Annotated in this window: 18 protein-coding genes; 6 read left to right on the plus strand and 12 right to left on the minus strand. The window is 70.1% G+C overall.

Translation table 11 applies throughout. The annotated features are described in order from the left end of the window. Position 1: 1 nt before the first annotated feature. The 5 genes from ACLQ23_RS15795 to ACLQ23_RS15815 form a co-directional block, all read right to left on the minus strand. Positions 2-1,843 (minus strand): ABC transporter ATP-binding protein, encoded by a 1,842-nt coding sequence (locus tag ACLQ23_RS15795; protein ID WP_355590768.1) that lies wholly within the window; start codon positions 1,841-1,843, stop codon positions 2-4. 37 nt (positions 1,844-1,880) lie between these two features. Beyond that, positions 1,881-2,390: a methylated-DNA--[protein]-cysteine S-methyltransferase gene (locus tag ACLQ23_RS15800; RefSeq protein ID WP_355590771.1), complete on the minus strand. Its 510-nt coding sequence runs from the start codon at positions 2,388-2,390 to the stop codon at positions 1,881-1,883. Further along, positions 2,387-3,934, minus strand: coding sequence for a DNA-3-methyladenine glycosylase 2 family protein (locus tag ACLQ23_RS15805; protein WP_355590773.1), 1,548 nt, complete (start codon positions 3,932-3,934; stop codon positions 2,387-2,389). The genes ACLQ23_RS15800 and ACLQ23_RS15805 overlap by 4 nt, the downstream gene beginning before the upstream one ends. A 143-nt stretch (positions 3,935-4,077) precedes the next feature. Further along, the gene (locus ACLQ23_RS15810; protein WP_425880762.1) at positions 4,078-4,554 is read right to left on the minus strand and encodes a hypothetical protein; all 477 of its coding nucleotides are present in this window, start codon (positions 4,552-4,554) and stop codon (positions 4,078-4,080) included. Then, entirely contained in the window at positions 4,551-5,060 is a 510-nt protein-coding gene (locus tag ACLQ23_RS15815) for a SigE family RNA polymerase sigma factor (protein ID WP_355590779.1), read from the minus strand. Before ACLQ23_RS15815 ends, ACLQ23_RS15810 begins: the two co-directional genes overlap by 4 nt. 136 nt (positions 5,061-5,196) lie before the next feature. Between ACLQ23_RS15815 and ACLQ23_RS15820 the strand changes: the two genes are divergently transcribed. The 5 genes from ACLQ23_RS15820 to ACLQ23_RS15840 all read left to right on the plus strand — a co-directional run bounded on the left by ACLQ23_RS15820 (position 5,197) and on the right by ACLQ23_RS15840 (position 8,739). Beyond that, positions 5,197-5,703 (plus strand): hypothetical protein, encoded by a 507-nt coding sequence (locus ACLQ23_RS15820; RefSeq protein WP_355590782.1) that lies wholly within the window; start codon positions 5,197-5,199, stop codon positions 5,701-5,703. Positions 5,704-5,820: 117 nt separating this feature from the next. After that, positions 5,821-6,555 (plus strand): Type 1 glutamine amidotransferase-like domain-containing protein, encoded by a 735-nt coding sequence (locus ACLQ23_RS15825; protein WP_425880763.1) that lies wholly within the window; start codon positions 5,821-5,823, stop codon positions 6,553-6,555. Positions 6,556-6,648: 93 nt separating this feature from the next. Further along, positions 6,649-7,734 (plus strand): redox-regulated ATPase YchF, encoded by a 1,086-nt coding sequence (gene ychF, locus ACLQ23_RS15830; RefSeq protein WP_355590787.1) that lies wholly within the window; start codon positions 6,649-6,651, stop codon positions 7,732-7,734. Between the two features lie 67 nt (positions 7,735-7,801). Further along, positions 7,802-8,155: a hypothetical protein gene (locus ACLQ23_RS15835; protein ID WP_355590790.1), complete on the plus strand. Its 354-nt coding sequence runs from the start codon at positions 7,802-7,804 to the stop codon at positions 8,153-8,155. Between the two features lie 83 nt (positions 8,156-8,238). After that, positions 8,239-8,739 carry a GNAT family N-acetyltransferase gene (locus ACLQ23_RS15840; protein WP_425734897.1) on the plus strand — a complete coding sequence of 167 codons (501 nt, stop codon included), beginning with the start codon at positions 8,239-8,241 and terminating at the stop codon, positions 8,737-8,739. A gap of 84 nt (positions 8,740-8,823) precedes the next feature. Here ACLQ23_RS15840 and ACLQ23_RS15845 read toward each other — a convergent pair whose 3' ends face one another. The 4 genes from ACLQ23_RS15845 to ACLQ23_RS15860 form a co-directional block, all read right to left on the minus strand. After that, a complete protein-coding gene (locus ACLQ23_RS15845) occupies positions 8,824-9,693 on the minus strand; it encodes an AraC family transcriptional regulator (protein ID WP_355590796.1) in 870 nt (289 codons plus the stop codon). Between the two features lie 99 nt (positions 9,694-9,792). After that, positions 9,793-11,007: a PP2C family protein-serine/threonine phosphatase gene (locus ACLQ23_RS15850; protein WP_355590799.1), complete on the minus strand. Its 1,215-nt coding sequence runs from the start codon at positions 11,005-11,007 to the stop codon at positions 9,793-9,795. A 194-nt stretch (positions 11,008-11,201) separates the two neighbouring features. Further along, the gene (locus ACLQ23_RS15855; protein ID WP_355629842.1) at positions 11,202-11,576 is read right to left on the minus strand and encodes a VOC family protein; all 375 of its coding nucleotides are present in this window, start codon (positions 11,574-11,576) and stop codon (positions 11,202-11,204) included. A gap of 284 nt (positions 11,577-11,860) precedes the next feature. After that, complete coding sequence (locus ACLQ23_RS15860) at positions 11,861-12,262, minus strand: hypothetical protein (RefSeq protein ID WP_425880764.1); 402 nt, start codon at positions 12,260-12,262, stop codon at positions 11,861-11,863. A gap of 197 nt (positions 12,263-12,459) precedes the next feature. On the opposite strand from ACLQ23_RS15860, the gene ACLQ23_RS15865 reads away from it, so the two are divergent. After that, complete coding sequence (locus ACLQ23_RS15865) at positions 12,460-12,786, plus strand: zinc finger domain-containing protein (protein WP_355590808.1); 327 nt, start codon at positions 12,460-12,462, stop codon at positions 12,784-12,786. A 161-nt stretch (positions 12,787-12,947) separates the two neighbouring features. Here the strand turns inward: ACLQ23_RS15865 and ACLQ23_RS15870 are convergent, their stop codons facing one another. The 3 genes from ACLQ23_RS15870 to ACLQ23_RS15880 form a co-directional block, all read right to left on the minus strand. Next, complete coding sequence (locus ACLQ23_RS15870) at positions 12,948-13,682, minus strand: class I SAM-dependent DNA methyltransferase (RefSeq protein ID WP_425880765.1); 735 nt, start codon at positions 13,680-13,682, stop codon at positions 12,948-12,950. Between the two features lie 213 nt (positions 13,683-13,895). Further along, complete coding sequence (locus tag ACLQ23_RS15875) at positions 13,896-14,258, minus strand: PH domain-containing protein (protein WP_030337500.1); 363 nt, start codon at positions 14,256-14,258, stop codon at positions 13,896-13,898. Positions 14,259-14,306: 48 nt separating this feature from the next. Beyond that, positions 14,307-14,615, minus strand: a complete 309-nt coding sequence (locus tag ACLQ23_RS15880; RefSeq protein WP_053660437.1) for a 4a-hydroxytetrahydrobiopterin dehydratase — start codon at positions 14,613-14,615, stop codon at positions 14,307-14,309. Positions 14,616-14,755: the final 140 nt, after the last annotated feature.

Below are 14,755 nucleotides of genomic sequence, written 5' to 3' on the forward strand. Positions count from 1 at the left end.
GTCACGAGCGCACCAACCCCCACCCGTCGGAGGTGGGGGAACTGGACCCATCGCCTCCGCTCGGTGGTGGCTCGGCGGCGAGCAGCGCGCGGTACGCGGGTACTGTGGCCAGCAGTTCGGAATGCCGGCCGACAGCGACGATCCGGCCGCCGTCGAGCACTGCGACCCGGTCGGCAAGTGAGATCGTCGACGGCCGGTGCACCACAAGCAGCGCGGTGGTGGTGCGCAGGACCTGCCGCAGCGCCGCCTCGACAAGCGCCTCGGTGTGCACGTCCAGGGCGGACAGCGGGTCGTCGAGCACCAACAGTGCCGGCCGCCCCAGCACCGCCCGGGCCAACGCGAGCCGTTGGCGTTGACCGCCGGACAGCGACAGCCCCTGCTCACCCACCCGGGTGGCCAACCCCCACGGCAGGTCGTACGCGAAGTCGGCCTGGGCGAGCGCGAGGGCGGCGCGGACCTCGTCGTCGTCGGCGTCCGGGCGGCCCAGTGTGAGGTTCTCCCGCACCGACATGGAGAACAACGTGGGTTCCTCGAACGCCACCCCGACCAGTCGACGCAGCGAGGCCAGCCGGAGATCACGCAGGTCGTGCCCGTCCAGTGTGATCCGGCCGCCGGTCACCTCGTGCAGCCGGGGCACGAGGGAGAGCAACGTGCTCTTGCCGCTGCCGGTCGCGCCGACCAGTGCCAGCGTCTCGCCCGGCTCGATGGTCAGGTCGATCTCGCGCAGCACCGGCGCGGCGGTGCCCGGATAACAGAAGGCGACGCGTTCGAAGCGGAGCCTTCCGCGTACCGCGTCGCGGGACAACGTGAGCGCCTCGGGCGCGTCCACGATCTGCGGTGGGGTGTCCAGCACCTCCTGGATCCGGTCGGCGGCGGTCGCCGCCTCCTGACCGTTGGCGATGATCCAGCCCAGCGACTGCACCGGCCAGATGAGCATCAGCTGGAGGCTCGCGAACGCGACAAGCTCGCCGATGGTGAGCACACCCCGCGCGGCGGCGGCCGCCCCGGCCACCAGCACCACGCCGAGCGTCACGTTGGGCACCAGGTCGAGCAGCGCCGCGGTGTTGGCGAGCAGCCGGCCCTTGCCGACGCCCGTGTCGTGCAGGGTCCGGGCGCCGGCGGCGAAACGGGCGGCAAGTTCGGGCCCCCGGCCGTACGCCTTCATGGTGCGCAGACCCTGCGCGGTCTCCTCGACAAGCGTCGCCACATCGCCCTGCTGATCCTGCATCCGGCGGGACGCGGTGTGGTAGTGCCTGCCGAACCGTCGGGCGATCAGCAGCAGTGGCACCGCGCTGGCCGCGACAAGCAGCCCGAGCGCGGCGTGCAGGCGGATCAGCAGCAGCACCACCACCACGTAGGTGGCCAGGTTCAGCACCAGGAAGAACACACCGAACGAGAGGAACCGGCGAATCACCGACAGGTCGCTGGTGATCCGGGAGAGCAGTTGGCCGGACTGCCAGCGGTCGTGGAAGCTCGCCGGCAGCCGTTGCAGGTGGGCGTAGACGTCGGCGCGCAGAGTCGCCTCCATGCCCACCGCCGAGGACGACTGCACCCAGCGGCGGACGAAGATGAGCACCGCCTCGGCCACGCCGAGCAGCAGCGCCAGGCCACCGAGCTGGAGCAGCCCCGCGGGCTCGTGCCGGGCTATCGGCCCGTCCACCACCCGCTGCACCACAAGGGGTACGGCGATCCCGGCGGCAGTGCCCGCGAGCCCCGCGACAAGCAACCAGGCGAACTCGGCGGCGTACGGGCGCAGGTAGCGGCGCAGCCGCCAGAGGTTGTGCACGGAGTGGGTGCCCGAGGCGGCCCGGGCGGCCGGGTCGCCGTCGCTCTCCACAGGCACTACCCGACGGTAGCGTCAATATCTGTCGATGTTGCTGTCAGCTTGTTGTCAACCGCTGCTCGTGACCGAGCAGCCACCTCTTCACGTCGAGCCCCCAGCGGTAGCCACCGAGGCTGCCATCGGTGCGCAGGACCCGGTGACAGGGCACGAACAGCGCCGCCGCGTTACGGGCGCAGGCAGCCGCGGCTGCCCGTACCGCCGGTGGTCGGCCGGCCAGCGCCGCGTACCCGGTGTAGGTGACCGGGGTGCCGGCCGGGACTGACCGCAGCACCTGCCAGGCGTGGGCCATGAACACGCCTCCGGTGTGCTGCCGCACCGGGACGGCGTCGATGGCGGCGAGGTCACCGTCGAGGTAGGACCGGACGGCGGCGGTGACGGGCCCGAGGTCGGTGCGCTGCCGCAGCGGCGCGCGCAGGGTCGGGTGGATCAGGGGCAGCAGGGCCGCCGGGTCCGGTGTGAAGCCGGCCGCCAGGACGTCGCCGTCCGGGCCGGCGAGGATGCTCAATGGGCCGGTCGGCGTGCTCGTGATGGTGCTGTCGATGTTCATGCCGCTCTCCAGAGTCTGATCGTGGCGTAGGACCGCCAGGGCCGCCAGCGTTCGGCGTGCGCGTGGAGGGTGGTGTCGGGCAGGCCGAGTGCGGCGGCGCCGCGTCGGACCGCGAGGTCGGTGTCGAGCAGGACGTCCGGGTCGCCGAGGGCGCGCATGGCCAGGTAGTTCGCTGTCCACGGGCCAATGCCGGGCAGCGCGAGCAACTGCCGGACGGTTCCCTCCCGGTCACCTCCCGGCGCCAGGTCCACAGTCCCGTCGACAACCGCCCGAGCCAGAGCCCGCAGCGTCTCCCGCCGCCGAACAGGCATCCCAAACCCCGAATCCGGCACCCCCAGCACCTCCCCAGCGCCAAGAAACCCCCCACCCGGCCCCCCGCCCGCTCCCCCGCTCCGGTGATCATGAGGTTGGCGGGGGGTTTGATCTCCATCCGGCACGTCAACCTCATGATCATCGAGCGGGGACGGGGTGCCGGGCGGGGAAGGGGTGCCGGGCTGGGGGAGGGGAGGGCGGGCGGCGAGGAGGAGGCGGGTCAGGGTGGTGCGGGCGCTGGTGACCGAGACCTGCTGGCCGACGATGGCGCGTACGGCCATCTCGAAGCCGTCCACCGACCGGGGAACGCGGATGCCCGGCTCCGCCGCCACCACCGGGGCCAGCGCCGGGTCCGCCGCCAGTGTCCCGTCGACAGCTGTCGGGTCCGCGTCCAGGTCGAACAGGCGGCGGCAGCGGGCCACCGCCGGCGCCAGGTCACGCACGTCGGCCAGGCGCAGCGTCGCGGCCACGTACCCGTCGGTCGGGGTCAGCGCCACCTGACCGGTGCCGTGCGGCAACCGCAAACCCCTGTGGTACGTCCCGTCGCGCACCTCGTCCACCCCCGGCAGCGCCCGCACCGCCAGGAAGTCCAGGAGCGCCCGCGCGTGCAACGGCGGTCGGTACGCCAGTCGGAGCGTGATCGTTCCCGCCCCGGTCGCCACCTCGGGCCGGCCCCGGGCCGTGCGCAGGTCCGACGGCGCGCCCGCGTACACCTCTCGGATCGTGTCGTTGAACTGCCGCACACTGCCGAAGCCCGCGGCGAACGCGACCTCGGTCATTCCCAGGTCGGTCGTCTCGATCAGGATCCGGGCGGTCTGCGCCCGCTGCGCCCGGGCCAGCGCGAGCGGCCCGGCACCCATCTCGGCGCGCAGCATCCGGTGCAGGTGCCGCTCGGTGTAGCCGAGGCGGGCGGCCAACCCCGGTACGCCGTCGCGATCCACGACCCCGTCGGCGATCAGTCGCATCGCCCTACCGACCACGTCGGCGCGGACGTCCCATTCGGGGGAGCCGGGTGCGGCATCGGGTCGGCAGCGGCGACAGGCGCGCAGCCCCGCGCCCTGCGCCGCCGCTGCGGACGGAAAGAAACGGACGTTCTGTCGCTTGGGTGTGGTTGCCGGGCAGGACGGCCGGCAGTAGATGCCGGTGGACGTCACGCCGGTGTAGAACCAGCCGTCGAACCGCTGGTCACGGCTGTCCACGGCCCGGTAGCACCGCTCGAAGTCCATCTCCACGCCACCGATGATGCCCCGCCCGGATGGGCTTCGGCTGGCGGGAATCGGACCTGGCTGTGGACCAGGGGGAGCAGCGCCGTCGAGGAAGCGGTCCGGCCGGTCAGGCCCCGAGCGGTACTCGGCCTGACCGGCCGGGAATCAGCTCAGCGGGCTGGCTGCCCGGGCGCGTTCGCACTGGCGGTCGGAACCCCCGGCGGCGGAGGTTCCGCCGGGCGGCCCGGCGCACCGGGCGGTCCCGCCGGGCTGCCGGGCGGCGGCGGGGCCGGCGCGTCGGTCGGTCGACCCGAACTGGGTACGCCGGGCGCGGCGGGAACGTCAGTCGGTTTCGCGGTCGGAGGAGCCGGCACGCCGGGTGGCCCGGGTGCGGTGGGCGGCTCGGCAGCGGGGCCGGCCGGGCTGGGCGCGACGGGTCGCGGCTGGTCGGAGCCGGTCGCGGCGAGGGCGATGGGTGCCGCGATCAGGATGGCGGCCACGGTGCCCACCGCCCCCATCGTCACCGTGACGCGACGCCGCTGGCGTACCCGCCGTTCCGCTCGGCTCAACTGGTCATGCACGATCGGTGCCTCCTCAGCCAGGTCGGTGAGGGTGGAGCGGATGAGGTGCTCGAAGGGCTCGGTCATCGCCGTACCTCCAGCAGTTCGATCTCCGGTAGCAACTCCCGCAGTCGGGTGACCGCCCGGTGGGTACGGCTGCGCACAGTGCCTACCGAGCAGCCGAGCAGTTCGGCGACCCGGGCCTCGGGCAGGTCCTCGTAATAGCGCAGGACCACCACCGCCCGTTGGGCCGGCGGCAGGTGCCGCAGCGCGGCGCGCATCGCCAACCGCACGTCCGACCCACCGCTCGGGTCGGCGCCTACCGGCTCGTCCGCCGGATTGAGCGGCGTCTCCCGCCACCGGCGCAGGCGCCGCCACCAGCTGATCTGCTGGCGGTACATCACCACGCGCAGGTACCCCTCGGGGTCGGTGTGGCGGATGGTCGCCCACTTCGGGATGGCTCGCGCCAGCGCCGACTGCAGGAGGTCCTCGGCTGCGTTCCGGTCCCCGGTCAACAGGTACGCGATCCGCATCAGCGCCGGAGTCCGGCTGCTGACGAACTCGGCCAGTCGGAGTCGTTCGTCCTCGTCCACAACCACCTCCCTTTCGTTGTCACCTCTACAGACGCCTCAGCTCGTCGCCGCTATCCACGTTCGACGGTGTTGTCCGTCCGAAAGTGTCGGTCGTGGCGGGTAACGTCCGGCCACCAACTCAAGAAGGGGTACGGCGATGGCGAGCGTGGCGGATCGGGCGGCGGCGTCGACACCTGGCGCTTTCCCGCCGCTGCCCCGGGCCGTCGTGCAGTCCTTCTACCGCCGGATGCGGGCCGTCGCGCCGGCCGCCGTCGGTGCCATCGAGCGGGACCGGGCCGCCGACCCCGAGCAGGCGTTCGCCGACACCGCTTGCGGCCGGCTGGTGCGGTCGCTCGACGACGCGGGCCTCCGGGCACTCGGGATGTGGACACACCACTGGTGCATGCGTTTCTACGACGATGACACCCGGCCCGGTCGGCGGCTGGTCCGGGAGATCGCCACCCGACCGGGGCTGGGTTGGACGGCCGACGAGGTGCGCTGGATGCTGCGCGAGTCGGTGTGGGCCGGGCCGGCAGCCCCTGAGCGGTTCACGCTGCCCCGCGCCGCCGCCGCGCAACTACCCCCGACCGACCGGCCGCTGGACGAGTTGCCGCCGGGGCACTGGCCCGAGGGTGCGGTGCCCCGTCAGCGGCGGCCGAGCTGACGCCGCGCCAGCTCATCTCGCCGGCGTGGAGGGGCCGTCCGCTGCGTGGGTGCGCCCCCGGCCGTTCGGCGGCTGGGGCAGGATGGACGCGGCACCGCACCGACGGAAGGGACGCCCATGCCCGCAAGCGCACCGACGATCCTCGCCACAAGCATGGGTTTCAGCCGGGGAGACCGCGGTCCGCTGGATCTGCGTCCCGGCCCGGTCTTCGAGCTGGCCGCCGAGCTGGCCGAGGCCGGCCCGCAGCCACGGATCTGCTACCTCGGGCAGGCCGTCGGTGACCAGCCCACATCGCTGGCCGCCATCTACGGCGCGTTCGCCGACACCCGGTTCCGGCCGTCGCACCTGGCGCTGTTCCCGATGCCGAACGTCGACGACGTCCGCGCCCACCTGCTCGCCCAGGATGTGATCTGGGTCGGTGGTGGCAGTGTCGCCAACCTGGTGGCGGTCTGGCGGGTGCACGGCCTCGGCGAGATCCTGCACGAGTGCTGGCAGGCCGGCGTGGTGCTGGGCGGCGTGTCCGCCGGCTCGATCTGCTGGCATGTGGGCGGTGCCACCGACAGCTTCGGCCTGCGGCTGCGCGGCTTCACCGACGGGCTGGGCTGGCTGCCGTACGGCAACGGGGTGCACTACGACAGCGAGGCCCAGCGGCGACCGTTGATGCACGAGCTGGTCGGCAACGGGACGCTGCCGACCAGCCACTGCACGGATGACGGCGTCGGCCTGGTCTACCGGGGGACCGAGCTGGTCGAGGCGGTCGCCGACCGCGAGGGCGTCTCCGCGTACGAGGTGAGCCGTTCGACGGACGGCAGCGTCCAGGAGACGGTCATCGCCCCACGCCTGATCGGCTGACAGCCTCGTCGACCATGATCGTCTGGCCGTACTGACGGCCGAATCGGAGCCGGCTGGACCCGCCTGGTCGGCACCGGCGTAAGCTGGCTCGTCGTGAGTCTCACCATCGGCATCGTCGGCCTGCCCAACGTCGGCAAGAGCACGCTTTTCAACGCGTTGACCAAGAACGACGTGCTGGCGGCGAACTACCCGTTCGCCACCATCGAGCCCAACGTCGGCGTGGTCGGGCTCCCCGACGAGCGGCTGGGCAAGCTGGCCGAGATCTTCTCCTCGCAGAAGGTGCTGCCCGCCCCGGTGTCGTTCGTCGACATCGCCGGCCTGGTGCGCGGCGCGTCGAAGGGGCAGGGCCGGGGCAACGCCTTCCTCGCCAACATCCGGGACGCCTCGGCGATCTGCCAGGTCGTCCGGGCCTTCTCCGACCCGAACGTGGTGCACGTCGACGGCAAGGTCTCCCCGGCCGACGACATCGAGACGATCAACACCGAGTTGATCCTCGCCGACCTCCAGACCCTCGACAAGGCGCTGCCGCGGTTGGAGAAGGAGGCCAAGCTCCGCAAGGACCGCCTGGCCGCCGTCGCCGCCGCGAAGGCTGCCATCGAGGTCCTCGACGGCGGCACGACCCTGTACTCCGGGGCCGCCGCTGCCAAGATCGAGCTGGAGCACCTGCGCGAGCTGCACCTGCTCACCACCAAGCCGTTCCTCTACGTCTTCAACGTCGACGAGGCCGAGCTGGCAAACGAGGCGTTCCTCGACGAACTGCGCGCCTTGGTCGCCCCCGCCGAGGCCGTCTTCATGGACGCCAAGATCGAATCTGAGCTGGTGGACCTGCCCGAGGACGAGGCCCGCGAGCTGCTGGAGTCGATCGGGCAGAACGAGCCCGGCCTCAACCAGCTCGTCCGGGTCGGCTTCCGCACCCTCGGCCTCCAGACGTACCTCACCGCAGGCCCCAAGGAAGCGCGCGCCTGGACCGTCCCGGTCGGCGCCACAGCGCCGGAGGCCGCAGGCGTCATCCACAGCGACTTCCAGCGCGGCTTCATCAAGGCCGAGGTGGTCTCCTACAACGACCTGGTCGAGCACGGATCGATGGCGGCGGCCAAGGCGGCGGGCAAGGTCCGCATCGAGGGCAAGGAGTACGTCATGCAGGACGGCGACGTGGTGGAGTTCCGCTTCAACGTCTAGTTCCGGTCCGACGTCTGCCTGATCCACGTCGCTTCTCGTGGCTGGTTCCTGCGGCTCACAATGTCGTGTGGAATCCGATCAGCAGTCCGATGACCGACTCGGCTATGCCCGCGACCGTGACTGGATCGCCTACGCGATCCATGAACTTCCAGTGGGCGTGCTGTGGGGGCCGGATGGCGCGACAGCGGAGCAGTGTGCGGAACTGCTGGACGGCTTAGACGAGTTCGCAACCGTCTGCGATCGCCTCGGATTGGGTGATCACGCGGAGTTCATCGAGAATTGCCGGTGGCACTTCGAGCACTATGCGCATTACCTGGGCCGCCGTCGTCATTTCGTGGACTACGGCACCTACGTTCGCGACCGGCACGGACCGATGAGCATCTCACCACCGCCGCCTCCGTACTGGTTGGGCAGCAGATAGATGCGCGGCGTCACGTGCTCGACGCCCGGCTGGGCTGAATCGCGTTGCCCACCCCGTCGAGCAGCCCCTACGGTGATCCGGTGATGATCCGTGACGCCGAGGACGCCGACTGGCCTGCGATCTACCCCTTTTTCAGCGAGATCGTCGCAGCGGGGCACACGTACGCCTACCCGGAGGATCTCACTCTGGACCAGGCTCGTGGGCTGTGGATGGAAGCTCCGCCGGGGCGTACCGTCGTCGCGGTTGATGGGTCGACAGTGCTTGGCAGCGCCAAGATGGGCCCCAACCGGCCCGGCCGTGGAGCCCACGTCGCGACCGCCAGCTTCATTGTCGATCCGGCGCACGCGGGCCGTGGCGTCGGTCGGCACCTGGGCCAGCACGTCGTCGACTGGGCGCGGCGCAGCGGATACCGCAGTATCCAGTTCAACGCTGTGGTCGAGACCAACGAGGTGGCCGTGCGACTGTGGCGGTCGCTGGGCTTCGAGGTGCTCGCCACCGTCCCCGAAGCGTTCGATCATCCAGAGCACGGCCTGGTGGGGCTGCATGTGATGTTCCTGGACCTGGCCAGCCCCGCAGAGTCGTGACGTCCGGCCGGATCCCGGACGCCCGTGTGCCTGCGACAGCAGACACACGGGCCGGGATGCCGTCCGGATTGCCCGTCGTTCGGATCAGGTCGGTTCGACAGGTAGCCACAGCTCGCAGGTCGCGGTGCTGAAGTCGTCCGCGCGCTCCACCATCGAAACGATCGACGGGCCGGGCCGCAGGCGCCACGGGTTGGACGGGAACCACTCGGTGGCCGTCGCGGCCCAGGTGCTCTGGAGCGTCTGCGGATAGGGCCCGGCGCTGCGGAATACCGCCCACCTGCCGGCCGGCACCTCGATGGCGTCGAGGTCGTCGGGGACCGGCGTGTCCAGGGACACCGCAACCCCGTGCAGGTACGTCAGTTCGCTGCCCTCGGTGGCGTCGGGGTCGACGTTGTCGCTGACCTGCAGTAGCCCTGCCGGGTCGGTGTCGCTGAGGGCCTTCAATTGGAGATGCGCCTCCATCGGCAGGCCGGAGATGTGCTGCTGGATGTGCGGATTGACGCCCTCGTGGATGAGCGGGACCCGAGCCGCGTATCCGGCGAGCCGGAACGCGGGGCGTTCCACGATACGAGTGTGCATGGGGATGCTCCCTTCGACTGTCAGGCGGAACCTGAGCTGCGGTTGTGTGCGAAGGGGACCTCCGTCGCGACGAACGTCACCGGGGCCGGCGCCATGGACCGCCCGGAACGCACGACCGAACGCCTCGGTCGAGCCGTACCCGTGCCGGACGGCGATGCTCAGCAGATCGCCGTCCCCCCGTACGACGTCGGCTGCGGCCACGGTCATGCGGCGTCGGCGCACGTACTCCGACAGGGGCATGCCAGCCAACGACGAGAACATCCGGCGCAGGTGGTATTCGGTGGTGCCGAGCGATTTGGCCAGTTCGTTGACGTCGACGTCATCGGTGAGGTGCTTCTCCACCAGATCGACAAGTCGATTGAGTGCCGCGATCACGAGACCTCCCTTCGACATCGAGCTTGGCTGAACGGACCCCGGCCCCGCCCGACCGTAGCGGCCCGATCCGATCAGATGCCCGAGGTGGCCAGCGAGCGGTCAGGGCGCCGTTCGACGGATGACCAGCAGGGCGATGTCGTCGTTGGGGTTCTCGGTGTCGAGGGTCGCCATGACGGCGGCGCAGACGGTCTCGGCAGGTTCGAGCGGAACGGCGGCCGCCAGCCGGCCGATGCCGGTGTCGATCGATTCGCCACGGCGTTCGACGAGCCCGTCGGTGTAGCAGACCAGGACCGCACCGGGCGGGAAGTCCACAGTCGTACTGCGCCGCTGCGGAATCCGGTGGCGGATGCCGAGCGGCGGGTCGACCCTGGCGGGAAGCAGGGCGGTGGGCTCCGAAGGCACGACCATCACGGGGCGCAGATGCCCCGCCAGGGAGACCTTGATCGTCGTACCGTCCGGGGAGATCATCGCGTACAGCGCGGTGCTGAGACTGCCGGTCTCGAAGTGGTTGACCTTGCGGTCGAGGAGGGTCAGCGCCTCGGCTGGATCGTGCGACACCAGGGCGTACGCGCGCAGCGCACTCCGGATCCGACCCATCACCACGGCCGACTGGAGTCCGTGCCCCGACACGTCACCGATGACCACTCCCAACCACCCCGACGGCAGGGGGAAGACGTCGTACCAGTCGCCGCCCACTCCGGAGACGTGACCGGGGACGTAGCGGGCGGCCATCTCCAGATTCGGCACCTTGGGCAGCTCCGTGGGGAGCAGGCTCCGTTGCAGAGCCAGGGCGGCGCTCTGGTCCAGGCTGTGCGCGCGGGCCTGGTTCGCCACGCCGATCCGGTCGGCGACGAGTTCGAGCAGCCGGACGTCGTCGGGTGCGAACCGGCGTGGCGTGAGAGTCCCTACGTGCAGGACGCCGATGAGATCACCGCGCGCGAAGATCGGCACACCGAGCAGGGACTTCACCCCGGTTTGCAGCAGGACCGGATTGATCACCTGCTCGGCGGTGACCTGCTCGATGATCACTGGTTGACGGGTCAGGGCGATCCGACCGGCGAAGCCCCGGCCAACGGAGACCCGGAATGCCTGCCGGACCTCCTCCTCCAGCCCTTTGGCGGCGGTCGCGACAAGCTGCCGGGCGTGGACGTCGAGAAGCAGGATGGCGGCGGTGTCGACGCGCAGCAGCTCGCGGACCCGGTCGAGCAGCTCGTCGAAGAGGTCGGCGGCGTCGAGCCGGGACAGCGTCGCATCGGTCACGGCCTCAATGCGGCGTAACCGCTCCGCGTCCGTGACTCCGCTGGTCGCAACCACCCGCTGATCCTAGCTGTGCAGTCCGCTGCTGCTGATCGCGCACAGGTCAAGCTCGGACCTGGTGCAGCCGACGGCCGCTGAGGTGCGGCACCGGTCGGCGGCCGGGAACGAGCCGCGCGGATGGCCGCGACCCGGCTAAGATCGCCCGACTCGCCTTCGGCCTCACAACGGTCTGAGAAGGCCGGCCTGGGCTGCTACCGCTCGGCCCAGACGCCCAGCTCGTTGCCGCTGGGGTCGGTGAAGTGGAAGCGCCGCCCGCCGGGGAACTCGTACGGCCCGTTCACCACGTGACCGCCGGCGTCCTTGACGGCCTGCACGGACTGGTCCAGGTCTTTCGAGTAGAGCAGCACGAGCGGGCCGCCCGCCCGGACTTCCTTATCCACACGGAGGCCGCCCACCTCGGGTGCGGTTTCGCCGTGCGGGCTGCGGATGCCGGCGTATCCCGGCCCGTAGTCGTTGAACTGCCAGCCGAACGCGTCGGCGTAGAAGCGCTTGGCAATTTCGAGGTCGGTGACCGTGAACTCCACGTAGTCGATGGAGTGGTGGCCGTGTGGCGTTGGCTCAGACATGCGCGAGATTGTGCGCCACCGGTATGACAGGTGCTTCACCGACACGGACCGCAGCGGGCAGGCACTGCTCATCACCTTCGACCTGGTGCCGAGTGGCGCGGGCACGCTCGTCCGGATGACCGAGACAGGGTTCCGTGAGCACCACGTCGTGAGCACCACCGTTCACGACGAACCGTGGTCGGCGATCGGCGACCCCATGCGGCGTACGATGATCGACATCCTGTTGTCCGACGGACCGGGCACTGCCACAACGTTGATCAGGGGTTACCCGTCACCCGCCCGGCTCAGTAGAGCTGCGGCGGCAGCCCTTTGCGGTCTACGACGGCCCGGACCTGCGCCTCCCACTTGAAGATCAGGTCGTTCCACTCAGGCGAGTCGAAGTAGTTCTCGGTCGACCCGTCGAGGTCGAACTCCGGCATGTACATGCCGACCACGCCCTTCTGGAGCAGACCCTCCTCAGGGACGTCCTTCTCGCGCAGGATCAGGATCGGTAGGCCGAGCTGGTACGCCATCGCCGGTTCGATGTGCGACCAGGGGCTGGTCAGCCAGGTGTCGTCCAGCCGGTAGCTCTTCAGGCCCGCGAGGTCGGTGCGGAAGTTGCCGCTGCCCGTCTCGATGTACGTCCGCCGCAGGGCGACGGTGATGAGCCCGCTCGACTCCAACATCAGCCGCCTGATCGCCTTCAACGGGGCATCCATGTCGTAGTCGGGGAGTGGCCTGCTGTCGGCAGTCCGACTGCCGGCAGAGGTGTAGACGGGCCGAGGCCGGACGACCTCGGAAGCAGCGTCGGGCACTGGTCCCGGTGACGACCGCACCATGATCGACAGGTTGGCAGGGCCCCCGCGTCAACGTTTGATCGATCGGCGGAGGGGCATGTGCTGCCGTGCGTATCGACATCAACGAGCCAAGGGCCGTCGAGCAGTTCTGGGAAGGGATGCACGATGTCGCAGCTGCCGCGGCACGGCACCAGGATGGCAACCTCTACGGGGCGCTGGTCAAGATCGGCAGATCGGCCCTGGCCCAGGGGGTCGAACTGATGCCGGCCGGTGGGCTGTTCCTTGTATGCCCGGTCTGCGATGCCGCGCCGGGCCAGCGCTGTATCAACGTGCCGGGCGAACCGCTGAACGGCGACATCCTGCACCGGCAGCGCGTCGATGTGGTGGAGAAGGTGATCGAGGGGCAAGCGGCGCTTCCCGCTCCGCTCGCCTGATCAACACGCGAGTGCTCCTGCCCGGCTCCCTCGGCCACCTGCGGAATCCAGCGCGGAAGGAAGGCCGGTCCTCGCGACCGCTGGCAAGGCCGGCTCCGGTTCCCTGACGGCGAGGCGTTGGTGCCTCCCGACGCTGTTGAACCGGAGCCGACCAACCGCCACTACTGCTTGCGGTAGACGGAGATGTGCGCCGGACTGTTCGCGTCGAACGGTCGCCGGTGCCAGTCGGCGTACCGCTCGGTGAGCCGCAGCCCCGCCTGCTGCGCCATCTCGTCGATCTGGTGCGGCCAGGCGTACCGCATGGCGAACGGCTTCAGGTGCACACCGTCACCGTCGAACGTGATGGTCTGCCGGATGAACCGCTGCGCCGACCGGTCGTAGGAGTGCAACCGGATCGTCGCCGAGTCCTCGGTGACGGCACGAACCTGCACCTGCTCGTCGGCGTCGAAGTCACGCGGGTCGGGCACGAACGTCTCGATCACGAACGCGCCGCCGGGTGACAGCACCCGGGCGACGTTGCGGAAGCAGTCCGCCTGCCGCTCGGCGTCGACCAGGTTGAACAGCGTGTTGAAGACCAGGTACGCGAGCCGGAACTCACCTGTCACAGGTACGTCCGCCATGTCGGCGACGGCCACCAGGATCTGGTCGCCGCCGGGCTTGGCCCGCATCTGGGCGAGCATCTCCTCGGACGCCTCGATGCCGTGCACTGTGAGACCGTGCTCGGCCAGCGGCAGTGCGATCCGGCCGGTGCCGATCGCCAGTTCGAGGACCGGGCCGCCGTCGGCCAGGTCGGCCAGGAAGTCGACGGCGGGCATCGGGTCGGGGTTGGTGTCGCCGCTGTCGTAGTCGGCGGCCCACAGCCGGCCGAACAGGCCGGGATCGTCGAAGACCGACATCAGCGGCCTCCGAGGTTGGTCAGGATGTCACAGGGGCTCTGAGCAGGTCTGCTCACGAAGTCTCGATTCCTCAGGTCGGATGACGGTGGGTTCGGGGGACTTCGTCGTGTTGGGCATGTCGCTGCTCCCTTCCGGCGGCTGTCGAGTGAGGACACCAGAGACAGCCGGGGCCCGGCAAGGCAATTACGCCAGCCGGGCCCGTAGCGCGTGTGGTCAGGAGATGTGGTGCAGGATCACGTTGTGTACGTGGTGGCTCTTCTGCGCGCCACGGAACTCCACCTCGTAGGTGTGCGTGCCGACGTGGATGGCTATCGCACCGGTGGAGAAGAACGACCCGCCCCAGGACTTGTTGCTGACCACGCTCACGCTGGTGATCTTCGAGTACGGGATGCTGGTGATCGCGAACCGCTTCCCGACGAAGGAACGGTCCTGGATGATCACCCGCCGGTCGGTGAGCCCGATGAACCCGGTGCCGGTGCCCACGGCGTCGTAGACGGCGATGATCTGCTCGCCCTCGAGGAGTCCGCTCTCGATCTGCTGGACCTGCTCTTTGCGGTCGTACGCGATGTTCGCCATGCCTTCAAGGCTAGAAAACCGGCGCCAGCCGCCGTGGCGCGGTCAGGCTCAGGACTCGGTGACCGCCCGGTACGCGTCCTCGATGCGGGCGGCCAGCAGGACCTCGCCCTCGGTCAGAGGCTCGCCGTTGCCGTGCCCGACCCGGATCTGGGTGCTGTCGGACCGACGGCTGATCTCGGGGCGTAGGTGCAGTGCGTCCGCAACCACCTTCACCCGTTCTGTCAACGCCGCGTGTTGGGTATCGTCGATCACGAGGGTTCGCCGGATCTGTTCGCCCTCCCGCGTCCACCCGGATAACAGGGTCAACGCGTCGGACAGATAGTCGTGCTTGGCTCGGCTGTTGAACAACACCCGCATGACCGCACCCCCCAAGCGCCGTTGTCGGCTTGTGGCCAAATCGTCGCCATCCCGTGTCTTGTCGGTGCTCTCTAGTTTGTCCCCGCTCGTGGGAGGTGTCCACGCCCACACTTCCGTGTTCTGTTGGCCTTGCGGACGAC

The organism is Micromonospora sp. DT41, assembly GCF_049841715.1.
GTDB lineage: Bacteria > Actinomycetota > Actinomycetes > Mycobacteriales > Micromonosporaceae > Micromonospora > Micromonospora profundi.